Raw genomic sequence first — 22,077 nt, 5'->3', positions numbered from 1 at the left:
GATCACCGCGCATCTTCCATGCCGATGTCGTGTCACCCGGCACCCGTTTGGGCGATGCAGCCAGCGTCGATGCGCTGCTGCGCGGCATGGATTGGCTGATGCAGAACAAGGTGCGGCTGATCAATGTCAGTCTCGCTGGCCCCTACAACAAGATCCTCGACCGGGCGATCGGGAACGCGGCCCGCGCGGGTGTAGTGATCGTGGCCCCCGTCGGGAACAGCGGGCCTGAAGGCCCGGTGCGCTACCCGGCGGCCTTTGCTTCGACCATCGCGGTGACGGCGATTGACGCCAATCACCAGATCTATCGCGCTGCGGTGCGCGGCAACCGCGTCGATTTCAGCGCCCCTGGCGTGGACATCGCGCTGCCGCAGCCGGCCGGCAGGGCCTTTGTTTCCGGTACCAGCTTTGCCGCGCCATTTGTGACCATGCGGATCGCTGCTGATCCGAAGATTGCAGGCAGCCCAAATCCCGATCAGATTAGGTCCGGCCTGTCTCGGAACGTCCGAGACCTCGGCGCGAAAGGGCATGACCCCGTCTTTGGCAACGGACTCGTGCGCGCGCCCGACAGCTGTCGGAACAGGGCCTAGAAGCGGTCTATCGTCCGGAAATGACCGGGCACTGGCTCCCGTGAAAGCGCAAGCATCGCGCATTGTGGCTCACGCAGCAAGGTGCCGAGTTCTGGACGCACAGCCACGTGGACTTCGAGTTAATCATTGCGTGATTTTAGCAGTCAGCTCGACAAAGTCGGCCATTGCGATGGCCACCCGGCCTTGATCGCTAGTGGGGACGATGCGCTGCCGTGGAAACGGTATGGCGGCTTCAAGCACAACCAGAAGTTTGACGCGGGCTTCGTGAAGGACTGGGTCTGGGTCGCGAGCAGTCGAAGCTAAGTGGAGGATCGGACGGCACCTTGCTGTATCTCTCCGCTTGGAACCCGTCATTCGAAAAGCAGTCCGGTTGAGGAGTTCGAGACGATGAGGGGAAGGGCTGATTGTGCGCGATCGACCGTTCGTCCTGTCTTATAGCCACCTTATCGCACTCCAAAATGTGGGGTATTGAAGGGGGTATTATGAGGGTCAAAGACTGAGTTATCCCTCTAATTCAATTGCTTATTTGTTCACTAAATGTCCCTCCTCCGCTACCACAGAAATAAATTACTGAAAATAAACGATAAAAATTTGCAAAGTGGGACTCGAACGGCTTCGAGCTTCCGCTTTAAGTTTCGGCGCTTACTCACTGAAATTGCACATTTTCGAAGTGGCTGGGTTAACGGTTCCCGATCCGGAAATCGACCCTTGCACGAATGTGTGGGGGTATTTTGGGGGTATCGCTGAACGGCTGGGCTGGCTTGCGATACCCCCTAATGCCGCCAATCAGCGCTGTTTGCCCAACCGACCGGTTCGGCCGAAACCGCCAGGTCGTCATGCAGCGAAGATAGCGCTGGCGAAGCATCCAAATGCGTGTGGGCGCTGAAGCATCCTCAACTCGCACAGAGCATGGAAAACTGATCGGTCGGACCCGCGATGGCGATGAGGCGTCGAAGGTGAAGATCGCTTTTGGACAACGAAGGCAGGTGTCAGCTGACCTCGAAGTTGACCGTACCGTTCATGGCGTGACCATCGCCCGCTGCGGCCAGCCAACGCACTTCGTAAGTACCGGTGGGGAGCGGCTTCTTCAGTGTGAGGGTCATTGTCTTGCCATCGGCAGACCAGCTTGCGGTGAAGTTGCGGATCGGCATCTCGCCGTGGTTCGCCATGCCGGGCATGGCGGTCATGATGATGCTGGCGGCGGCCGTCGTCTGATCGACAGGCATGCTGAAGGTCAGCAAGATGACCTTTGGTGCCTTGATTTCGCTGCCTGCCGCCGGAGTGGAGTCTGCCAGCGTGACGTGAGCCAGTAGCGCTGAGGGGGTGAGCGCGGTCAGGGCGAGGGCGGCAAGGATAACTGGGATACGCATGAGGAAGTCTCCTTCGTGTTGTCAGAACCAGAAACGGATGCCCGCGATAAGGCTGGTGGCCGAGGGGTCTTCACCGCGGGCGCGCGCGAAGTCTGCGCCATTGCCGGTGCGCCATGCTTGCGCGAAGCCGATATAGGGCGCGAATTCGCGGGCGACTTCGTAGCGCAGCCGCGCGCCGATCTCGATCTGGTCGAGCCCTGCGCCAATGCCCAGCAAGGGAATGTCCTGCGCTGCCAGATTGGCTTCGATGCGGGGTTGGAGGATCAGGCGCTGGGTGATGCGCTGGTCGATCTCGGCTTCGATCCGGGCCGTCAGATCGCCGCGTTGCGAGACGAACAGCGCCGCATCCACCTCGAACATGTAGGGCGCAAGGCCCTGCACGCCGATAACGGCGTGGGTGGTGTCGGGCCCGGCGATGTCGTGGCGGATACCCGCCTGCACGTCCCAGAACGGTGCGAAGGCCTTGGCATAGAGCGCCTGCACTTCGGCATCCTCGGGGCTGGAGCCGAATTCCCCCTCGCCTTCGGACTTGAACCACAGCCGCTCGGTCGGGCCGCCGTAATAGCCCTGAATGTCCCACAGATAGAGGTCTTCACCCTGGCGCACCTGGGCTTCCAAACGGTCGCCCTGGAACCAGAACACCGGAAAATCGCCATGGGTGCGGCGCAGGTCTTCGCGCGAGGCGGCCATGGCGTCAGCGCCCCAGATCGCGTCGGCAGCGCGCGGCGGGCCGCTGCCCGCGGCGGCGGGCGGCGGGGTTTCCATAGTCGGGCCGGGGGAGGCGGACGCGGGGGACGCTGGCTTGTCCATATCGCCCATATCGTGCCCGGCGTGTGGGTCTTGCGCGGCGAGCGGCGATGCGGCCAGCAGCGTGAAAAAAGACAGAGCGGTCTTCACAGGGCCTGCTCCGGCCCCATGACCGTCACGGTCTGCATCATCCCGCCATGCATGTGGTACAGCAGATGGCAGTGAAACGCCCAGTCGCCGGGCTCATCGGCGGTCAGATCGAACTGCGCGCTGGCGCCCGGCTGGACGATCACGATATTCTTGCGCGGCTGATGCGCGGCATCCTCGCCATTGACCAGCTCGAAGAACATCCCGTGCAGGTGGATCGGGTGCGCCATCATGGTGTTGTTGACGAGCTTGACCCGCACCCGCTCGTTCCAAGCAAAGCGGATCGGCACATCGCTGACAGCGGAGTACATCTCGCCGTCGAAGGACCACATGTAGCGCTCCATGTTACCGGTAAGGTGGAGCTCCAGCAGCCGCGACGGCTTGCGCGTATCGCGATTGGGCTCAAGTGCTGACAGCATCCGGTAGGTGAGCACCCGGTGCTCCACATCGCGCAGGCCGAGGCCGGGATCGCCAAGCTTGTCGACCGGGGCCATGGAGACCATGTCGATGCCGGGGCCAAGCTTCACATCGGGCGGCAGCAGCAGCGTGTCGCGCATCTTCATGCCCTCCATGCTGTGCGAGCCGCCGCTGTGCGCGCCGCCCATGTCCCCGTGGTTCATCCCCATGTCGCCCATGTCGAGCAGCGGGGGCTTCCTCGGCGGAGGGATCGGCGCGCGCGCGCCGGGGCGGCTGGCGAGCGTCGCCAGCGCCATGCCCGACCGGTCCATGCTTTCAGCGACGATGGTGTGGGCTTCGGCGGAGGGCTCCACGATCACGTCATAGGTTTCGGCCGTGCCGATCTGAAACTCGTCCACCTCCACCGGCTTCACGTTCTGGCCATCTGCGGCGATCACCGTCATCGGCAGGCCCGGGATCCGCAGGTTGAAGAAGGTCATCGCCGAGCCGTTGATGATCCGCAGCCGGATGCGCTCGCCAGCGCTGAACAGATATTCCAGCCCCTCCTTCGGCCCGCGCCCGTTGGCGAGGTAGGTGTAGGTTGATCCGGTCACATCCGCGATGTCGGTCGCAGGCATCCGCATTTGCGCCCACATCCGGCGGTCTGCGGCGGTGAGCGGGTATTCATCGGCCCAGCTGGTCTGCTGGTAGTTGAAATAGCCCTCGCCTTTGCGCAGCCGGTCCATGATCTTGTGCGGGTGCAGCGGGGTGAACTCGCTCAGGAGCAGGATGTAATCGCGATCACATGCCGCAGGCGCGCTTTCCGAGGGATCGATGATCAGCGGGCCGTAATGCCCCTGCTGCTCCTGAAGGCCGGAATGCGAGTGATACCAGTATGTGCCTGACTGGCGGACGGGGAATTCGTAGGTGAAGGTCTGCCCCGGCTTGATCCCCGGAAAGCTGATCCCCGGCACCCCGTCCATGTGAAACGGCACCAGGAGCCCGTGCCAGTGGATCGAGGTGTCCTCGGCGAGGGTGTTGGTAACGTTGAGGCGGACGTTCTGGCCTTCGCGCAGTCGGATCAGCGGCCCCGGCACCGAGCCGTTGACCGCGATGCCATGGCCCTTGCGGCCCTGCACCATGCGCGGGCCATGGCCCACCGACAGGTCGATCACCGCCCCAGAAACCTGATCGAAGCCGACGCGGATTGGCGCGCCGCCCTTTATGCCGTGCATGGAGTGGCCCTGCGCCCATGCGGGCAGCGCCGCAAAGGCCGAAGCGGCGCCCGCTCCGGCAAGCAGGCGTCGGCGGGTGAGAACGGGAGAGGTCATGCCCCCTATACGCGCGGCGACGCTTATCCCCTCACGGCCTGTCCCAGTTTCTGCCGTGCGCGGTAGAGCCGTGTCTCGACGGCCTTGCCGCTGATGCCGAGCGCGGTGGCGGTCTCCTCCTGGCTCAGCCCCTCGATGGTGCGCAGAATCAGCACATCCTTGAGGCTCGCCGGCAGCGCGGCGATGGCGCGGGCGGTGGCGGCCAGTGCGGCGCGGTCGGCGGCGATTGCTTCGGTCGACGGCGCGTCTTCGGCAATCCAGTCGGCAGCATTATCGGGCATGGGCATCCCGAGAAAGCGGCGCACGGCGCGGCGGCGCGCATGGTCGCGGCACTTGTTCAGCGCAATCGCGGCGATCCATCCTCTGAACGGCCGCGCCGGATCGTAGCGATGGAGCGCGGCAAACGCGGCAACGAAGGTGTCCTGCGTGACGTCGAAAGCCTCATCCGCATCGCCCGTCGCGCTGCGGGTGAGGCGATAGACTGCCTCGCGGTGCCGTTCGACCAGCTGGCGCGCCGCCTGTTGCTCCCCCGCCAGCGCCCCGCGCACCAGCGCTGCATCCGGATCGTCGCTATTCACTTGCCGGTTTGGGCGAGGCTTTCGGCGATTGCCGCATCAAACTTGGCCTGCTGTTCGGGACGCAGGATAGCGCGCATCGCAAAAACATGTTCGAGCGTCGCCTTCTGGAGCTCGCCCATGGCCATGTGGGTGGCATCGACCGCAGCCGAAACACGTGGGCCATACTGGTGTTCGGCGGCGATCGCCTCGGCCAGCCGGGTGTTGTCGGCCTTCAGCCGCGCTTCGAGCTCAGCGCGCTTCGCCGCAAAATCGCGCTCCAGCGCGGCGAGCGCGCGTTCCTGCGCGTCATCGAGTTCGAGCCTGTCATGCATCAACGCATGCAGCTCTGCCCCGCTGTGGTGCGGGGTGGGCTGGATCAGGCGTCCCAGCCAGACGCCCACCAGCGCCAGCGCGATCACCAGAGCGGCGAGGATGGCAATCCGGCGGCCGGTCATTCCCGCCCCAGCGCGATCAAGGGGGTGAGCGAGAGTTCCGGGCCAAAGGCTGCCATCGGCGCTTCGGCCTGCGCCGGGGACTGCATGCCGCCCACGATTCCGATCCCCAACGCAGCCGCCATCGCCGCGGCCAGCGTGCCGCGCGCCTGCCGCGCCTCGGCCCGCGCCCGCACGGCAAGCGCGGCCCCGTCGATCGCGGAAAGATCGGGCACCGGTGCGCCAGCCAGCCGCGCAAGATTGCTATCGAGGTCCATTATACTTCTCCTGCCCACCGCATATACGCGGGCGCGCGGAAAACCCCTTACCGGCCTGCCTGAATCAATGTCCCCGCCGTTTCAGGGTTGAAGGCGGCGATGATCGGGCACGGCCCCGTTTCGCCCGCCGCGCAGGCTTGCGCAAGGCGAAGGAGCGCGCTGCGCATGGTCTGCAAGGTGGCGATCTTGGCGTCGAGCGCGTCAATGCGGCACTGGGCCAAGGCCTGAGCCGCGGACCGGTCTGCGCTGTCGAGGGCGAGCAACGTGGCTATCTCGTCGAGCGTGAACCCGGCGGTCTGCGCCGCCCGAATCGAGCGCAGCCGCTCGAGATCGTCGCGGCCATAACGGCGCGGTCCATCACCGCGCGGCGGCTCTGCCAGCAGCCGGCGCCGCTGGTAGTATCGGACCGTCTCGACATTCACGCCGCCCGCGCGGGCCAGGTCACCAATTTTCATAAACTCACTTGATTCCGTACCATGGTACGGAATTTATAGCGATGGCATTGCAAACGATTCAAAGGAAATCGGCAGTGCTGATGTCCCATTCTGCGCCCGCGACGGCCGAGCTGTATCGCATGGTGATGCCCGATCACGTCTGCCCCTATGGCTTGAAGGCCAAGCACCTGCTTAAATCCCGCGGCTACACCGTGCGCGACCGGCACCTGACAACCCGCGCCGAAGTGGACGCCTTCAAGGCCGAGCATGGTGTCGCCACCACCCCGCAGACCTTCATCGGCGGGCATCGGGTCGGGGGGCATGATGATCTGCGCCGCTTCCTCGGCCTCAAGGTTGCGGATGCCCACGCGACGTCCTACCGCCCGGTCATCGCCCTTTTCTTCATGACTGCGGTGATGGCGATGGCGGCGGGCTATGCGGTGGACGGCACCATGCTCAGCATCCGGGTGGCCGAATGGTTCATTGCCTTCAGCATGTGTGTGCTTGCGCTGCTCAAGCTTCAGAATGTCGACAAGTTTGCGACCATGTTCCTGAATTACGATCTGCTCGCGCAGCGCTGGGTGCCTTACGGGACGATCTATCCCTATGCCGAAGGCCTTGCGGGGGTGCTGATGGTGGCCGGTGCACTTCACTGGCTGTCGATCCCGGTGGCGTTGTTCATCGGGACGGTCGGTGCCGTATCGGTCTTCAAGGCGGTCTACATTGACCGGCGCGAGCTGAAGTGCGCCTGCGTCGGCGGTGACAGCAACGTGCCGCTCGGCTTAATTTCTCTGACCGAGAACGTGATGATGGTCGCGATGGCATTGTGGATGTCGGCGAGATTGGCCGTTTAGGTGCCGAAAGCCGCCGCGCTGCATTCCACCCATCATCATCGTTCAAGGGCTGCGTCCAATCGCGGTCCCAAAAGCAGCATCGCGGCTTCTTGAGCGGCTAGGCGGTTGTTTTCTCGGCGACGAAAGACCGGCTCTGGTGCGCGAACGCGCGATGCCGAGTGGATTATCGGCCTGCAGCTTCACGCATCAGCCGCCTGGAACCCGCCATTCGGCAAACCGTCCAACTGCGGCTTCGGAGGCGATCAAATGAACTGCTGGTGGTCCGCAGTTGACCGTTCGTCTCGTCAATTCGTCACGATGCCGCATTGCTAAAAGTGGGGGTATCGATGGGGGTATCATGAAGGTGGCAGCCTGAGGTCTCGATCTAAATCAATTGCTTGGATGTTATCTCAATGTCTCTCCTCCGCTACCAGAGAAATAAAATACTGAAAATAAACGATAAAAATTTGCAAAGTGGGACTCGAACGGCTTTGAGTTTCCGCTTTAAGTATCGGTGCTTACTCACTGAAATTGCACATTTTCGAAGTAGTTGGGTTAACGGCTCCCGATCCGAAAATCGAACTTTGCACGAATGTGTGGGGGTATTTTGGGGGGTATCGCTGAACGGTTCAACTTGCTCGTGATACCCCCAAAGGGCGGTATTATGGCGCAATTGCACCATGCTTTGCACATCGGGCATGGACTGCGGACACTACAGTAAGCAGAGCGCCCTCGATCCACGTATCTCCCGACCTAGCCGTAATGCTCCCGAATGTATCTGGCAGTCTCGCTCGGCGAGAGCTCCTGTGTTGAGTTGCCGGAACGGACGAAAAAGCGCTCTGCAAGGTTGCCATTGCGGTCGGCGACGGAAACAAACGTGGCATTTCGCGCCTCCTCGACATCGATCCGGCAGACTTCGACGTCTTGGTACCGAGGAAAGGATATCTTGATCCGGGAGGCACGTGCAGCTTGGCCGAAATGATTGCCGATTAAGTTCGTCAGGTGTAACTCGAATTTGTCCCGGTTGCCGCCTAGGCATTCATAATCCCGGGCAAGGCCCGCTACCTCACCGAAATCGGTGACCCCGATGAGCAGAGTGCCGCCCGACCGGTTGGAAAAGCCGGCGATCGTCTTGACGACAATGTCCTCGAGCTTCTTGTTGGGCTGATCCTGCTTGACGTCCCAGCGCAGGGTCTCCTTGAACTCGAGCCGCTCATGCTCGCCTTCCTCGATCAACCGGGCCAGTGGCGGCGGTTCAACCGGGCGAGGGCTAACCGCAGGTGCCTCGTCACCAATGATCAGAAGGCCATCCCGGCGGACAAGCCACTCCTTTGCAAGAGAACCTGCCACCACCTCGTCAATGATCGTGCGGAGCTGGCTACTGGTGGCCTTGAAGCCCAGCAGCCGCGATACCGACAGTGCAACTTGTTCGTCGGTCGCTCCATAATTCGCCGCCACGACGTCAAGGATCGCGCGCTCGATCTCCTCGGGCGGCAACATTTCAGGCTTCCGCAGTGTGGTTGAACTCACCTCTGACCTGTCACGAACCGAAGCAATCCGGCCTGGCACGGTGATGAAGTCGCCCTTCCTCTCCAGACGGCCGGATTGGACCGGAATGTCGACAGCTGCGGCAACGGCCTGCTGGATTCTGGCTCCTGCTCGCTTCAGGCCCCAGGCAGCGCGGATCCTCGCGACAATCTCGTCGAGATGAACCGGTCCCTCGATTGCAACGACCTCCTCAGCGATCGCAGCCAGAATGCCACGAGGTGCCTCGTGCAGATCGCAGGAAAAATGTCCGGGCACTGCCGTGTCGGCTTCAACATAGGCGGACGAAGCAGCTCCAAAAGAGGCAGCTTCGATCCCAATTTCGGTCACATCGTCACGTTCGATCGTTACGATCTCATAGGGCACAGCATTTCCTACACGCCCGCCAGAATTCGCAGCTTCGTTCTTCGCGGACTCAATCAGCGCGACGAGACGCTCGATCTCCTGGCCAGGACGCTGAAGCCAGTCCGTGCTCCATACCCGGGCAATAGTCCAACCATGGCTCTCCAGAACTGACTGGCGAAGTCTGTCACGATCACGGGCGGAACGTGAGTCATGATAGGCGGCCCCGTCGCACTCGATTCCGATCAGGTAACGTCCGGGGTGATCGGCGTCGGCAACCGCGAGATCGATGAAAAAGCCCGCGAGCCCCACCTGACGATGAACCTGATAACCCCGCTGCTGCAGCCCCTTTGCGACCTGCTCCTCGAACACACTATCGTGATCGCGTCCCGTGCTTTCGGCCAATGTCATCCGGCCCGTGCGGGCGAAGTGCAGGAACATCCGGAACGCAAAAACGCCCTTTCGGGACTGGGCAAAATCGGGATCAATGTCCTCATCGGTCATTGAGGCGAAAACTTCACAGCGTTGCTTGGCACGGCTGATCAGCACGTTGAGGCGCCGTTCGCCGCCGTCTGTCCCAAGCGGACCAAATCGCATCGGCACCCGGCCGCCCGGCGTCGTCGGGCCGTAACCCACCGAGATGAAGATCACATCGCGCTCGTCGCCTTGAACGTTTTCAAGGTTCTTGACGAAGAAGGGTTCGGCCGGGTGGGCCTGGAAAAACGCTTCCACCTCGCCCGGCAGGCTCCGGCGGAGCAATTCCAATTGGTCGAGGATGGCGCGGCGCTGCGCTGCAGAGAATGCTGCCACACCCAGCGACAGATGTGGATTGGCTTTTGCGTGCTCGACGATCGCCTTGGCGACGATACGTGCCTCGACCTGATTTGTTCTTGTGCCGCCTGCATCGAACAGACCATCCCGGACATGATGGAAGCGCAAACCCATTCCCGCTTCAGCGGTGTAGGGGCTTGGGACGATGAACAGTTTGTTCTCGTAAAACTGCCTGTTGCTCACGGCTATGAGCGATTGGTGCTTGCTGCGGTAATGCCAGCGCAACATCCGCGTTGGCAGACCCCGGGCGGTGAACAGCCCCAGAATGCTTTCGATATCGGCAACCCGTCCAGCGCCGTCGTCATCCTCATCCTCGTCACCGCCGCTCGTGAGCTTCGAGAAAAATGCGGTAGGCGGAAGCTGTTTGGGGTCACCAACCACAACCACTTGTTTTGCCCGCGCCACGGCCCCGAGCGCATCAACCGGCTGGATCTGGCTGGCCTCGTCCATCACCAGAAGGTCGAAGTCGAACACGCCGGGGGTCAGGAACTGGGCGACAGAGAGCGGGCTCATCATGAAGACTGGCTTCAGTGCCTGAATGGCCGGAGCCGCTCGCTCCATCAGCTTCCTGATGGGCATATGGCCACGCTTCCTGTTCATTTCCGATCTGAGGACACCAAGCGGGCCGACCGAGCCGCCATCACGCGCTGGGACTGCTTCATGATGCTTGCGGGCGACCTCGTAGCTGGCGACGGAAATGCGCTGCAGGTCCATATCGGCAAAATTGCGTGCTAGGCGCCCGTGCTGGTGGCCATCAAACCGCCCCAGCTCGGGATCACGGTCTACCATGTCGGCATAAAGCGCCTCAAAATAGGCCATTTCAAAGGCAGCCAGCGTTTCCTGTGGTTCGAGCCGGCCATCCTCGAGCCGGGCGACAACCTCACTGCATCCGAGCTCGCGGCCACGTGCAGCGCGATCGCGATAGGCAACCCATTGATAAAGCTCTTCCCCGGATGTGCTCCACTCGGCAAGACGATATGTGAGGTCCCCGAGCGGAACCTGGCTGAGTTCAGCAAGGCCAAAGGTGACCTGCGGAGAAAGGCCGAGCGGGGCGAGCGTCTGCGAAATCTGCTCTGACAGTGCTTCGCGTTCAACCACCAACGTTCCTGCTCTGCTGGCTACGTTGTCAGGATCCTCGATCCTGCTTGCAACATGCCGCAGATCGCCATTCTCATCGAACCAGGCGACTGCATCGCCGAGCGTCTGCCAGTCCGAACCTGCACCTCGCCAAAGTGAACCAAAAGCAAGTGCGCCTAGTTCATCAGCGCTCTCGAGACCCGCACTTGCCTTTTGCGCATCAGCGAGTTTTTCCAGTGTTTGCCTCAGACTTCCGATCGTTTCAGGCATGGCGTTGAGGATGGCTCCCGCTCCCTGCCTCGCCTTGTCGAGCTGGCGGGCAAAATCCAGGAGCAGAGACAGTGAAGCAGATGACGGACCAGCGACACCAGCGAGCTGTTGCGGAACGTCCGCGCTGAAGCTGGCCCATGCGGATCGCAAAAGGCCGTCCATTCGTTCAGCAAGCCGCGATGTAACGGCGACCCGATCACTGACGTCATCCCGATTGGGTTTGCGCGAGGCAATCAGACGCGGTTCGGCGCCAAGTGCTCCGAGCGAACGCATCCACTCCACCAGCGCGGCCATGGGCGCGCTCGACGACGCTTCTCCACGCCAGTGTGAGCCAAACGCTTGCGCGCCGAATTCGTCCGCTGCCGTGATTTTGGCGATTGCCTTGCGCCCTTTCCCAAGAGCATCCAGCAGACCAAGCGTCTCTTCCAGCGAAGCACGCGGGTTGGCAAGGACTGAGCGAACCAGCCGGCTTGCCTGTCGCCAGTCGCTGTTCAGGAACCGGAAGAATCCCGCGCCATGCGATGCAAGGGTGGCCCGCGCCTGCGCAAGATCCAAATCCCATGCAGCCTCGGTGAGACCATCTCCGATACGGTCTCTTGCTTTTTCGAGGTCGGAAACAGCCCGCGCCAGTTCGGCGGCTCGCTCTACGCCAGTGTTCCAAAGGTCCGCTGCAAATGCTTCCGGATCGGCATCAGGTGCCGAGGCAACCTTTTCGGCGACCGCGACCAGATCACGGACCTGGTCAAGCGTTTCTGGCGTTTCGCGGCCGATCGCATTGGCCAGCCGTTCAACTTCCGAGATCAAGGAAGGAAGCGCCTCGGACAACTGCGTGAATAGAGCAAGGCTGGCGGCATCCATTGCTTCTGGCAGTGGAGCAAGCGCATCAATGACCGAAACGGGATCTCGCTCCCACCCGCCTTCAGCCAGTACATCTGCAATGTCAGCACGCAGCGCATGGAGGAGGCGGCCGATCGCCACAATTTCGATGATCGGCTGCTTGTTGTCCCAGCAGGCGGCCGCAAGAGCCGCCGAGCCGACGGCAGGAGCTTGGGCAATTCGAGCCGAGATTTCAACAAGACTGTCGAGATCGGCAAGGGCTTCCGGGGCGCTCCGCTCAAGAGCAGAGGCGATGTTACCTGCTTCCTCGCAAATCAATCTGAGGCGTTCCGCCTGATCTGAAAATCGGCTGATCAACCTGTCGGCATCATTTGGAAGAATGGAGGTGAGGGAAACGCCGCGCCAAGGATGTGCCGACGGGGTGCCTACGATTTCAACCTTCTCGACGAGTTCCGAAACAACGTTTCGCCGCTCCTCGAACTCATCCTTCGACCACGAGGCGGGAGCGCCGAGTGCAATGTCGTTCGGCCTGACCCCATCCAGCTTCAACCTGCTCAACTGGCCAATGGCCTGGAACGGGGTGAGGGAGGCAATCGGATGCGGTTCATGCATGCGCGCCGCGTGCGAATTCAAAGCGTCTCGGGCTTCCGTCAGTCTTGCATAAAGACTGCCGACATCGTTCCGCTTGGGCGGTCCAAGTTCCCAGGTGCGGCGCAATTCCTCCAGGACAGCCCGCTTGTTTGCCTTGTTGCTGTGGAGCTCAAGACAAGCATCGCCGACACCGGTTGCATCGAGCCGGCGCTTGACGACCTCGAGCGCCGCCATCTTTTCTGCGACGAACAACACCCGCTTTCCGTCGCCAATGGCCGAGGCGATGATGTTAGCGATGGTCTGGCTCTTCCCGGTTCCAGGAGGGCCCTGAATGACCATGTTGCGTCCACGTCTCACCTCGTGGACAGCCAGCGCCTGGCTGCCGTCGCTATCGACGATATGCATCATGTCCGCTGGCGCGATGTGCCGATCGATGTTGGCATCCTCGGGGATCATGTCGTCCCCGCCTTCGAAACCGTCCTGCAGCAGGCCCAAGACCAGATCGCGGTCAAGCAGCGACCGTCCCTTTGGCCAAGTGTCCGGATCAAGATCACGATACATCAGGAATTTTGCGAAGGAGAAAAAGCCAAGGACAATTTCATTCGGCAAGACTTCCCAGCCAGTTTTGCTGGAGACCGCGTCGCCTACTTCCCGGAAGTAGGCGACGGGATCGAAACCATCATCTGCTTCGAAGGCGGGCAGCTTGATGCCATGGACCCGGTCCAGAAATGCTTCGAGCGAAAGATTGGATGCATATTCCTCCTGCCGCACCCGCAATTTGAATTTTTCAGCGGCGTTGCCGCGTTCAAGCGCGACAGGGACCAGGATCAGCGGAGCATAGCGAATGTTCGCAGCGTTCTGCGGATCGATCCACTTCAGCGCCCCGAGGGCGAGGTAGAGAATGTTGACGCCCTGTTCTTCCTCAAGCGTGCGCGCATCGAAATAAAGCTCGAGCAGCCGCTTCTGCAGCCCGGAAGGGGTCAGGCGAGTCTGGAGCTTGGTGTCGGAATGGCGCTGTGCGACACCGCGTTCGTCGGTGGCATCGTCCTCGGGTTGGTCAAGGCCAGCGATTTTTTCGCCAGCGCTCTCATCCTCTTGTTCCTGATCTTTTTCCGCGCCGTCTGCCCGTCCCGGCAGAAAGGTGAACGGCCTTCCCTCTACCGCCAGCAACCTGAAGACTTCGACGCTAAGCTCGTCGACAATCGCAACGGACTTTGCCCCCTTGGCGCTGCGCGGCATGTTCAGCAGACGGTTGCGTGCAGAAAGGTCAAGCAACTCGGTCCGTGCCCGCTCAAGCTTGTCACGAACGGGGAGATCACCATTGAACACCGAAGTCGCGGCGTCGCCGTCGGTGCGAATCGGATCGGTCGCCATCAATATCTCCCTGTTCGGAGCCATAAAAAGGCATTCCGCATCAATGAGTCCAGTCTCCTCATGCTCTTTCCAGGATAATTACCGGACCGGGCATTTGAGACCTATTGGCGAGCACGTCCGTTTTTGAACGATCACCTCGCGAGGAGGAATGACGAGGAACAGGGCAATTTCCCTACCGTCAGCTCTGGCGTTTTGTATGACCAGCATTTTGAACGGTTGGGCCATCGTCACTGTGAAGTGATAATTGAGCAAAAAACTTAGCTGGAAAGAATGTCGTCAATTTGGTCGCTAACTCATCTCAATGGCGCACGAAATACGTCCGGCTGCGATCATAACCCTGGGGTTACAGCCTTGCTCGTCCACCGAGACCAGATGACCAATGAGAAAGCGAGATTGAGCGGCCAACTCGGCCAGATGATCGACGCTGGGGCAATCAAGCTCGACGTGGATTGGCTCCCGCTGTCCCTGCAAATGTATCAGGTAGAGGGTCATCAAGCCGCCTCCTTCCGGCGCTGCCAGTAGCCCTTCCAAAGCCGTGACACCGGATGCTTGCATCCAAGCGCGACCACCTTCGAGTATCGCGTCCCAGTGTCGGTTCTGCGATTGTCTTCGCGCCAGCACGCGTCGTTGGCGTAAAAGAGCGTGTAGGGTCCTGCGATCTTGTGGTGTGTACCAAGCTCTACGCGTCGAAGCCGGGAAAAGAAGGACTCGGCATGATTGGTGGAAATCCACCCGTCAGCATACTGCTTCGAGTGATTGACCCTGAATGCTTGGTAGCGCGCTCCGATCTTGGATGAGCCGCTAAATGAGTCGGAGAAGATAAACGATCCCTCCTCCACCACGTTCGGCAGAATGTCGGGCATCTTGCTCTCATGGGGCACCATGAATGCGCGCGAGCGCCCGTGCCGCTCGCGAGCCACCATCACGACTTTTGCCTTGTCCTTGTTCCGGTTGAGCTTACGGCGGTTGCGGCGTGCGGGATTATCAGTTCCGGGCTTGATGTATCCGCCGCAATGCATCGCATCGATCTCTACCTCGCCGCTTAAGCGGAAGCTGGACTGATGCGCAGTAACTACCTCACGAAGCTTGTGGGCGATGACGAAAGCGCTCTTGTAGTGAATTTCAGCATCTTGGCTCAGTTCGATCGCAGAAATGCCTTTCGCTTTCACGACGAAATGCGCAACCACGAGCAGCAAACTCTTGTACGAGAGCTTGCGGTCTTGGAATACGGTGCCCGATGTAGCGGAGAAGCTTGCTCGGCAAGACTTGTCCGCGCACTTCCACCGCCGGCGCGAAGAAATCTGATAGAGGTGTGTGCTGCCGCATTTGGGGCAGAAGGGCTCGCCATTGTTCTCCGCAAAGCGGAGGGCGACGAATTCGGCATAAGCCTCATCGTCAGAAAGGCCATGGATACGCCTAAAGCTAAGCGTCCTTGCCTTTGGCGAGAGAAGAAAATGCTGCGACGTAACCTCCTTTGCGCGTTCGCAGCGAAGGAAGAATACACAGTCACAACCAAAGGCAAGAGGTTTATTTTCTCAGATAAGTTTCGGCAGATTTATGCGGCTTCCCGCGTTAACCAATCTGTTATTCTCGGATTACTTTCTCAGATTAGTTCCCGATCTTGCGAATCACCCTCCACTCCTTCGGATAGTCGCGTCGCGATTCGACCAACTCACCTTCATATTTTTTCAGGTAGGTGGTGACGCTGTTGGCAGTCCGATCAAGCGTGTCCTTGTCATGGACATCGTGCCCGATCTTGGAAAGCATCCGCTCGGCGATCTCACGGGCACGCAACCACTCGCTCGCTTCGCGCAGGACGGCCAAGGCTGACATGCCGAGATCGCCAGATGGGAAAGGGCTGGACCAACTTCCCTTGCGCGCCGGCTTGATGTGGCTGCCAGACCAACTCGCGTCATCGAGCCTCAGGATCGTCTCCGCAGCGGCAATCAGTGATTGCTGCTCGCGGACCTTCTCACGGAGCGAGATCATCCGCTTGAGCCCTGCCTGAATCTGAGCAATCTCTTTCTGTGCGGCCGCAAGCTCGCCCAGCGCCTGAGCGATCTTGCGCTCCAAGCCGTACTTGATGTTCGTCTTTCCCATGCTGGGGAATATAGCGGCGCCAGGCACTTATCGCTTGGTGCAATTGCGCCATAACACCGCCAAAGGGCGCAGGGGAGTTGCCGAAGCGCAAGCAATGTTGTCGCTGGCTCGGGTCGGACATGGACCGCGCATCGGAAGCGCTCTCAAGCCGAAGCACCAGATCGCCAATGAGGTCGGGATCCACCGCGAAACCATGCTGAAGGTCATGCGCGGTGAGCGCGCCATCAGCATTGATCGCGCTGTCCGTTTTCTCGAGGTCTGCAGTGTTTCGCCCCATGCCATAATCGTGCTGACATTGGCTGGAGAGGAAGTGCTGGCCTGTGAATGGATGCACCGCGAAATGGGGGAATTTCTCGATGAATTCATCATCAGCTTGCCGGGGCAACTCGATCGTACCCTCGGGCGCCGGGTCGACTACCTGAGGCCGCGCTGGGCTACCGGCACCTCGCAGCTCGTTGCCAAGCTACTGTCCCGGCATATCGACGACCTCGCAAATCGCGACATTGCTATGTCGCTGACGCGCTGAGGCGGCCCAACTCGGAGGGAACCGACACGATAAGCCGACAGGATGATCAATGACTGCGAAGCTCCAACTCACCGTGCGGAAAAGTAGCTCCGCCCCAATCGAGACTGTGGGCGTCTCGCCACCGCGTCTCCTGCGTCTGCCTGAACTCATGGACCGGGTCGGCCTTCGCCGTTCAGCAATCTATAAGCGCATGAGTGAGGGGCGCTTCCCGAAGTGCCGTTCGATAGAGCCCCCGCTTGCAGACGAGGGGGTATTGATCATCGCGAGCGGAAGCTACACGCATGATCTTTCAAGCTGGCGCGGGCATGCAGGCTTACCTGATCCCGATTGGGTCACCGATTTCGCTGATTGGTTTGACGATGCTTTGACCGAAGGGCGCACATCTGGCCTTTTGGCTTATCGGCGGCTCTCACCGCATGCGCAGCGTAATCATCCGACATAGGAGCACATACTCCCACTGTTCGTCGCCCTCGGTGCAACAGGGCAAAATGCGCATGCCGAGCGCCTTCACAAAAGTAGCACTTACGGCGTCCTGCGAATGGATGCTTACGCGTTTGGCAATTTTTCCCAACAAACTGACGCAGGGAATGTCGAATGAATAATGTCCGTAAACGGATTTGACGAACTAAAGTTCATACCGAAATGACTAGAAAAAATCTAAAATTGAAGGCAATTTCATTGTATCTCCTTGGTGAATTGTCATTCACTTCATAATGAATGATTACGAAGCATTCTGTGTATCTAGTTAGAAGGATTTGGCTTATGCGAGGTGAGATATACACAATCTACCACCTGACGATTGACCCAGCTCAATTTGAGACATTCAAGGAGCTTGCAGCAAAGATCGTCGACAGCTCCCGAGAAGAGCCGGACACGCTTACCTACGAATGGCTTGTCAGTGCTGATCGCACCAAAGTGCATATCTTGGAGCATTACCGGATCCCGGGGCTCCTTCCTCATGTCGAGCAGACCTTCTCTCCACATGCTGAGAAATTCCTTTCACTAGCAAATATCGACAAGCTTTTCGTCTACGGCGATCCGACTCCTGATATCCGCGAGAAATTGGATAGCTTCGGGGCGACCTACCTCGCCCCCTTCGTAGGCTTCACTCGCTGAGACACCGGCAGTGACGGGCAACGATATACCCCTTTGTGAAATATCGCGGAAAATTGGAATCTGTTAGCGGGGGTCTCGGATCGCGGGTCGACATTTCCAGAAAAATATCTGCGATCAAACGCAAAATGGATGATCCTCGCTTGGCAAGTGCATTCAATTCAGACTGGACGCGGCCAGTGATTGGGCCGTCTAGGTTGCCGATCACATTTGTCTTTTACGGAACCTACCCGCCTGAATAGAATCCCCATCTTGGTCGCATGTCCGGCCGGGTCTGATGGCCCGGGCCAGGGCCTTTCTTTATTCGACGATGCGCCACTCCATTTGGTTTTTCATCCGAACTCAACCTAGTCTACAACAGGGCCGGAATGATTGGTATTCAACACTCGGCTAGACGTTGCGCAGCAATTGCCAGATCGGCTTGTGTATTGACGTTAAAGAACGGATCGATAGCGCCAATTTCGGCTTCGAACTCCGCGAGATTTGCCCGGCACTCCTGCCCCCAGCCATGCACATCGCGTCTGCCGGTTTCCAGGTATCGGCAAAGCGCAGTAGTCTGGCTTGCTGTCCAAAGGGCGTTAACCGGGTGCAGGCGGCCACCGCACCGGGTGATTGCGGGGGCACCAGCCTGCAACAGCGTCCCAAGGTAAGACCTTGGCAGAAAGGGCTGATCAACCGCGAGGGTGGCCATGTGCCCGTACCCGGCGCTCAGGGCCCAATTCAGCGCGGCGTGAATGCCTGATAGCGGTCCGGCGCCTGCCCATTCGCCGTCAGGAACGATCGGCAGGCCAAAGCTACGGAAACAGTGCGCGCCATTGGCGTTGATAAGCAGCGGACCGTTGGTCTGGGAGCGAATGCGATCAATCACATGGACTAGCAGCGGCTTGCCATCCAGCTCGGCGAACGCCTTGTGATTGCCGAACCGGCGCGATGACCCTCCTGCGAGAATGCAGACAGCGATATCAGGCCGCTTCGACATGTCCCACCAATCTGGCGTGGGCAAAATTGATACCTTCTGCCCCGGTGCCCTGACCAGAAACATTCGTCTGCAGCACGGCCCCCATGGCTTTGCCAATCAGGATCATCGCAGGGCCATCGCCCAGGGCGGTCCGGGCGGCGACGGGCAGCAGATCCAACCGCGTGGCAAAACGGTGTTCTCCTGGCAGGCTGACATTCTCGATCAGGATGACCGGCGTATCGGCGTCAAGGCCAGCATCGCGCAGACCCTTGGCGATATGCGGGGCGGCATCCTTGCCCATATATACTGCCAGCGTCGCTTCAGGATCGCCGAGCGCCTGCCAATCCAGATCGGGCATCGCGCCGCCCTTAGTGTGGGCGGTGACGAACACTAGACGCCGGGCGAGCCCGCGCAATGTGAGAGAGGTCCCAAGTGAGGCCGCCGCCGCGCTGGCGGTGGTTACGCCGGCGCATATCTGAATGGCAATTCCGGCGCTGCGGCAGGCCTCGATCTCCTCCATCGATCGCCCGAAGATCGACGGATCGCCCCCCTTCAATCGCACAACGCGCTGGCCTGAACGAGCGGCCTTCACGATCAGATCGCAGATCAGCGGCTGCGGGGCGGAGTGCCTGCCCGCGCGCTTGCCGACGCTGCGGCGTTCCACATGGGGCGGGACCAGCGCCAGCACAGCCTCGCTCACCAAAGCATCGTGGAACACGATGTCGGCGGCCCTGACCAGCCGTTCGGCCTTGCGGGTCAAAAGTTCCGGGTCGCCCGGCCCAGCGCCGACCAGCCAGACCGATCCTGCGGGAAAATCGGCATGCATCGTCATTCTGCGGCCTCCCTCATATCCAGCTGCGCCTCTTCGATCATGCGTGCGATATGCGGCCGGCAAGAGCCGCAATTTGTGCCCGCGCGCGTGGCCGCGCCGACGCAGCCGACTGTCGCAGCGCCGCCCGCAATGGCCGCTGCGATTTCGCATTCACCAACATCGTGGCAGACGCAGATGATGGCGCCGCGATCCGGCCGCGCCTCGCGCGGGCGACCGGCGAGCATGGCGACAGGGTCTGCCACCGGCGCGCCAAGCTGGGCGGCGATCCACTCACGCGGGGGCAGTGCGCCCTTGCGGGTGATGAACAGAGCGGCGGTAAGCATCCCTGCCTCATCGCACACGGCAAAGCGTTGCATTCCCTTGGCGGGGTAGGCCACTTCGCTGCGGGTGCCTTCAGGGAGCAAAGCGGCAGGGTCCGCCTTTTCGATGCCGCCGATTTCATAGAGCCACCCATGCTCCACCCGCGAGCGCACCCAGTGGTCGCAAGCGGGACTGGTGATCGGCGTGCGCGCAACCAGAAAGCCGCGCCACGCCAATTCGGCACGGGCGATGCGCGCGGGGCTATCCTTGAAGCCGGGCTGGCCCGAGACCGGATCGGTGTCAGCGCTAGCGAGTCTGCCGGTTCGGCCGGTGTCTGGTGCGGCGGTCAGGTCCGTCCAGTGGATCGGCACAAACAACCCGCCACGCGCCTGCCCCTCGCTGAGCGTGGCACGGTAGAGGCTTGGGCCCGCTGGGGTCGTGACCTGACACAGATCGCCCTCGACAATCCCGGCGGCGGCGGCATCGGCGGGGTGGAGTTCGACGAGCGGTTCGCGCCGGTGATGCGCCAGTTTCGCGCTGAAGCCTGTGCGGGTCATCGTGTGCCACTGATCGCGATACCGCCCGGTGTTGAGGCGCAAGGGGAAAGCGGCATCAGGCACGCTCGGCGCAGGCGGCACTACGGCTATCAGTCGGGGCCTGCCTGTGGACGTCGGATAGCCATTGGCCAAGGGATGCTCCCCGCCCCAGCGGAAGGGCGGCATTGCCTCATAGGCAGCATCGGAGAGATCGGCCTGTGCCGTCAGGTCAAGCTTGCGCCCGCGCGCGGCGGCAAGGCTGGTCATTGCGGCATATTCGCGGAACACGCTGGCCACGGTCGGATAGTCGAACGCCGCGCCGTGGCCCATCGCACTGGCGACATCGGCAATGATGCGCCAATCCGCCCGCGCGTCACCCGGCGCAGCGAACAGTGCGCGCTGGCGGCTGACCATGCGATCGGAATTTGTGACGGTGCCGTCTTTCTCGCCCCAGCCCAGCGCGGGCAGGCGGATATGGGCAAGCCGCGCGGTGTCGGTATCCTCCAATACGTCGGAGACGACCACCGTCTCGCAGGCGGCCAATGCTTGGCGCACGCGGGTCGCATCGGGCATCGAGACAGCCGGGTTGGTGGCCATGATCCAGATGAACTTGATTGCGCCGCGGTGCACCGCTTCGAAGAGGTCAACTGCCTTGAGGCCCGGCCCCTTGGCGAGCTGCCCTGACCGCCAGAAAGCACCAGCAGCCGCGCGTTCCTCCTCGGAAAAGCCCAGATGGCAGGCGAGCACATTGGCAAGCCCGCCCACCTCGCGCCCACCCATGGCATTGGGCTGTCCGGTGATGCTGAACGGCCCCGCGCCGCGCCGGTTGATGTGCCCGGTGGCAAGGTGGAGGTTTATGATCGCATTGCCCTTGTCGGTCCCGCAGCGCGATTGGTTCGCGCCCTGACTGAACAGGGTGATCATGCGATCCGATGCGGCGACCATCGCCAGCAAGTCAGCGAATAGCTGCGGGTCGATCCCGTGCTCGAGTGAGCGATTGTTCCAGAAGCCCGCTGGCACGTCGCAACGAGCCTCCACCGCAGCGCGATCAACCGCAAGACTGGCGAGCAGCGCATCGAACAGCGCAACATCGCCATCGGGGGCGACCGGAATGTGGAGATCGGCACGCTCGGCGGTTTCTGTGCGGCGCGGATCGATTACCACCAACCGCGTGCCATGCGCCTCGCGCGCGCGCTCGATCCGCTGCCAGATCACCGGATGACACCATGCGGTGTTGGAGCCCACAAGCAGGATCAGATCGGCAGCGTCGAGATCATCATAGGTGCAGGGGACAACATCTTCGCCAAAGGCGCGGTTATGCGCAGCTACCGCGCTCGCCATGCACAGCCGCGAATTGGTGTCGATATTGCCCGAACCGATGAAGCCCTTCATCAGCTTGTTGGCGACGTAGTAATCCTCGGTCAGCAATTGGCCCGAGACATAGAAGGCAACGCTGTCCGGGCCATGTTCAGCGATGCAGGCATTGATGCGCGCTGCGACCTCGGCAGTAGCATGATCCCAGCTGACGCGCTGGTCGCCGATCATCGGGTGCAGCAAGCGCCCTTCAAGCCCGACCGTTTCCCCAAGGTGGGTGCCCTTGGAGCACAGCGCGCCGCGATTGGCGGGGTGATCGGCATCGCCCCGGATGGTGACGGCGCGCGGGCCTGTGACCTCGGCGCTGATCCCGCAGCCGACACCGCAATAGGCGCAAGTGGTTTTGATCGCCCGCACCGC

At 61.1% G+C, this 22,077-nt stretch carries 19 protein-coding genes and 1 pseudogene; 6 read left to right on the top strand and 14 right to left on the bottom strand.

All coding sequences use genetic code 11. The annotated features are described in order from the left end of the window. Positions 1 to 587 (top strand): S8 family serine peptidase (locus NBV68_RS03775; RefSeq protein ID WP_296307349.1); only part of this gene is annotated, 587 nt, incomplete at its 5' end. Positions 588 to 1,576: 989 nt separating this feature from the next. Here NBV68_RS03775 and NBV68_RS03770 read toward each other — a convergent pair. The 7 genes from NBV68_RS03770 to NBV68_RS03740 are packed head-to-tail and all read right to left on the bottom strand — an operon-like array spanning position 1,577 to position 6,299. Then, a complete protein-coding gene (locus NBV68_RS03770; RefSeq protein ID WP_296307347.1) occupies positions 1,577 to 1,957 on the bottom strand; it encodes a copper resistance protein CopC in 381 nt (126 codons plus the stop codon). A 21-nt stretch (positions 1,958 to 1,978) separates the two neighbouring features. Then, positions 1,979 to 2,854 carry a copper resistance protein B gene (locus NBV68_RS03765; protein ID WP_296307345.1) on the bottom strand — a complete coding sequence of 292 codons (876 nt, stop codon included), beginning with the start codon at positions 2,852 to 2,854 and terminating at the stop codon, positions 1,979 to 1,981. Continuing rightward, positions 2,851 to 4,578, bottom strand: coding sequence for a copper resistance system multicopper oxidase (locus NBV68_RS03760; RefSeq protein ID WP_296307343.1), 1,728 nt, complete (start codon positions 4,576 to 4,578; stop codon positions 2,851 to 2,853). The genes NBV68_RS03765 and NBV68_RS03760 overlap by 4 nt, the downstream gene beginning before the upstream one ends. 23 nt (positions 4,579 to 4,601) lie before the next feature. Continuing rightward, positions 4,602 to 5,156 carry an RNA polymerase sigma factor gene (locus tag NBV68_RS03755; protein ID WP_296307341.1) on the bottom strand — a complete coding sequence of 185 codons (555 nt, stop codon included), beginning with the start codon at positions 5,154 to 5,156 and terminating at the stop codon, positions 4,602 to 4,604. Further along, positions 5,153 to 5,590 (bottom strand): periplasmic heavy metal sensor, encoded by a 438-nt coding sequence (locus NBV68_RS03750; RefSeq protein ID WP_296307339.1) that lies wholly within the window; start codon positions 5,588 to 5,590, stop codon positions 5,153 to 5,155. Before NBV68_RS03750 ends, NBV68_RS03755 begins: the two co-directional genes overlap by 4 nt. Then, on the bottom strand, positions 5,587 to 5,844 hold the full coding sequence (locus tag NBV68_RS03745; RefSeq protein WP_296307337.1) for a hypothetical protein: 258 nt from the start codon (positions 5,842 to 5,844) through the stop codon (positions 5,587 to 5,589). The genes NBV68_RS03750 and NBV68_RS03745 overlap by 4 nt, the downstream gene beginning before the upstream one ends. Positions 5,845 to 5,891: 47 nt before the next feature. Continuing rightward, positions 5,892 to 6,299, bottom strand: coding sequence for a MerR family transcriptional regulator (locus tag NBV68_RS03740; RefSeq protein WP_296307335.1), 408 nt, complete (start codon positions 6,297 to 6,299; stop codon positions 5,892 to 5,894). A gap of 80 nt (positions 6,300 to 6,379) precedes the next feature. Here NBV68_RS03740 and NBV68_RS03735 point away from each other — a divergent pair, with 80 nt between their 5' ends. Then, entirely contained in the window at positions 6,380 to 7,132 is a 753-nt protein-coding gene (locus NBV68_RS03735) for a glutaredoxin (protein WP_296307333.1), read from the top strand. 732 nt (positions 7,133 to 7,864) lie between these two features. On the opposite strand, the gene NBV68_RS03730 is transcribed toward NBV68_RS03735, so the two are convergent. The 4 genes from NBV68_RS03730 to NBV68_RS03715 form a co-directional block, all read right to left on the bottom strand. After that, positions 7,865 to 13,978, bottom strand: a complete 6,114-nt coding sequence (locus tag NBV68_RS03730; RefSeq protein WP_296307331.1) for a DUF3320 domain-containing protein — start codon at positions 13,976 to 13,978, stop codon at positions 7,865 to 7,867. A 288-nt stretch (positions 13,979 to 14,266) separates the two neighbouring features. Continuing rightward, positions 14,267 to 14,470 (bottom strand): hypothetical protein, encoded by a 204-nt coding sequence (locus NBV68_RS03725; protein WP_296307329.1) that lies wholly within the window; start codon positions 14,468 to 14,470, stop codon positions 14,267 to 14,269. Continuing rightward, a complete protein-coding gene (locus NBV68_RS03720) occupies positions 14,470 to 15,390 on the bottom strand; it encodes an IS1595 family transposase (protein ID WP_366067474.1) in 921 nt (306 codons plus the stop codon). The genes NBV68_RS03725 and NBV68_RS03720 overlap by 1 nt, the downstream gene beginning before the upstream one ends. 196 nt (positions 15,391 to 15,586) lie before the next feature. Next, the gene (locus tag NBV68_RS03715) at positions 15,587 to 16,078 is read right to left on the bottom strand and encodes a hypothetical protein (RefSeq protein WP_296307327.1); all 492 of its coding nucleotides are present in this window, start codon (positions 16,076 to 16,078) and stop codon (positions 15,587 to 15,589) included. On the opposite strand from NBV68_RS03715, the gene NBV68_RS03710 reads away from it, so the two are divergent. The 4 genes and pseudogenes from NBV68_RS03710 to NBV68_RS03700 all read left to right on the top strand — a co-directional run bounded on the left by NBV68_RS03710 (position 16,062) and on the right by NBV68_RS03700 (position 17,720). Then, the gene (locus NBV68_RS03710; protein ID WP_296307325.1) at positions 16,062 to 16,604 is read left to right on the top strand and encodes a helix-turn-helix transcriptional regulator; all 543 of its coding nucleotides are present in this window, start codon (positions 16,062 to 16,064) and stop codon (positions 16,602 to 16,604) included. The genes NBV68_RS03715 and NBV68_RS03710 overlap by 17 nt on opposite strands. Positions 16,605 to 16,653: 49 nt before the next feature. Next, positions 16,654 to 16,836, top strand: a pseudogene (locus NBV68_RS03705) (AlpA family phage regulatory protein); the annotation flags it as partial. Next, the gene (locus NBV68_RS19035; protein WP_366067472.1) at positions 16,828 to 17,046 is read left to right on the top strand and encodes a hypothetical protein; all 219 of its coding nucleotides are present in this window, start codon (positions 16,828 to 16,830) and stop codon (positions 17,044 to 17,046) included. The pseudogene NBV68_RS03705 and the gene NBV68_RS19035, both read left to right, overlap by 9 nt. A gap of 320 nt (positions 17,047 to 17,366) precedes the next feature. Continuing rightward, the gene (locus NBV68_RS03700; protein WP_296307323.1) at positions 17,367 to 17,720 is read left to right on the top strand and encodes a hypothetical protein; all 354 of its coding nucleotides are present in this window, start codon (positions 17,367 to 17,369) and stop codon (positions 17,718 to 17,720) included. Positions 17,721 to 18,096: 376 nt separating this feature from the next. Here NBV68_RS03700 and NBV68_RS03695 read toward each other — a convergent pair whose 3' ends face one another. From NBV68_RS03695 to NBV68_RS03685, 3 genes are read right to left on the bottom strand one after another with little or no spacing between them, the layout of a single operon-like run. Further along, a complete protein-coding gene (locus tag NBV68_RS03695; protein ID WP_296307321.1) occupies positions 18,097 to 18,696 on the bottom strand; it encodes a molybdenum cofactor guanylyltransferase in 600 nt (199 codons plus the stop codon). Then, entirely contained in the window at positions 18,680 to 19,501 is an 822-nt protein-coding gene (gene cobA, locus NBV68_RS03690) for a uroporphyrinogen-III C-methyltransferase (protein ID WP_296307354.1), read from the bottom strand. Before cobA ends, NBV68_RS03695 begins: the two co-directional genes overlap by 17 nt. Before the next feature lie 2 nt (positions 19,502 to 19,503). Then, positions 19,504 to 22,074, bottom strand: a complete 2,571-nt coding sequence (locus NBV68_RS03685; protein ID WP_296307319.1) for a molybdopterin-dependent oxidoreductase — start codon at positions 22,072 to 22,074, stop codon at positions 19,504 to 19,506. Positions 22,075 to 22,077 lie beyond the last annotated feature (3 nt).

Source organism: Erythrobacter sp. (assembly GCF_023653175.1).
Taxonomy (GTDB): domain Bacteria; phylum Pseudomonadota; class Alphaproteobacteria; order Sphingomonadales; family Sphingomonadaceae; genus Erythrobacter.
Note: the sequence above shows the minus strand (reverse complement) of the source record. Positions and strands in the feature narration are given on the sequence as shown.

What these genes read in the sequence shown, in the direction of transcription:
- NBV68_RS03770 (WP_296307347.1), bottom strand. Translation starts at nt 1,957, where the DNA reads ATGCGTATCCCAGTTATCCTTGCCGCCCTCGCCCTGACCGCGCTCACC.
- NBV68_RS03760 (WP_296307343.1), bottom strand. Translation starts at nt 4,578, where the DNA reads ATGACCTCTCCCGTTCTCACCCGCCGACGCCTGCTTGCCGGAGCGGGC.
- NBV68_RS03750 (WP_296307339.1), bottom strand. Translation starts at nt 5,590, where the DNA reads ATGACCGGCCGCCGGATTGCCATCCTCGCCGCTCTGGTGATCGCGCTG.
- NBV68_RS03745 (WP_296307337.1), bottom strand. Translation starts at nt 5,844, where the DNA reads ATGGACCTCGATAGCAATCTTGCGCGGCTGGCTGGCGCACCGGTGCCC.
- NBV68_RS03740 (WP_296307335.1), bottom strand. Translation starts at nt 6,299, where the DNA reads ATGAAAATTGGTGACCTGGCCCGCGCGGGCGGCGTGAATGTCGAGACG.
- NBV68_RS03735 (WP_296307333.1), top strand. Translation starts at nt 6,380, where the DNA reads ATGTCCCATTCTGCGCCCGCGACGGCCGAGCTGTATCGCATGGTGATG.
- NBV68_RS03730 (WP_296307331.1), bottom strand. Translation starts at nt 13,978, where the DNA reads ATGGCGACCGATCCGATTCGCACCGACGGCGACGCCGCGACTTCGGTG.
- NBV68_RS03725 (WP_296307329.1), bottom strand. Translation starts at nt 14,470, where the DNA reads ATGACCCTCTACCTGATACATTTGCAGGGACAGCGGGAGCCAATCCAC.
- NBV68_RS03710 (WP_296307325.1), top strand. Translation starts at nt 16,062, where the DNA reads ATGTTCGTCTTTCCCATGCTGGGGAATATAGCGGCGCCAGGCACTTAT.
- NBV68_RS03715 (WP_296307327.1), bottom strand. Translation starts at nt 16,078, where the DNA reads ATGGGAAAGACGAACATCAAGTACGGCTTGGAGCGCAAGATCGCTCAG.
- NBV68_RS03700 (WP_296307323.1), top strand. Translation starts at nt 17,367, where the DNA reads ATGCGAGGTGAGATATACACAATCTACCACCTGACGATTGACCCAGCT.
- NBV68_RS03695 (WP_296307321.1), bottom strand. Translation starts at nt 18,696, where the DNA reads ATGTCGAAGCGGCCTGATATCGCTGTCTGCATTCTCGCAGGAGGGTCA.
- cobA (WP_296307354.1), bottom strand. Translation starts at nt 19,501, where the DNA reads ATGCATGCCGATTTTCCCGCAGGATCGGTCTGGCTGGTCGGCGCTGGG.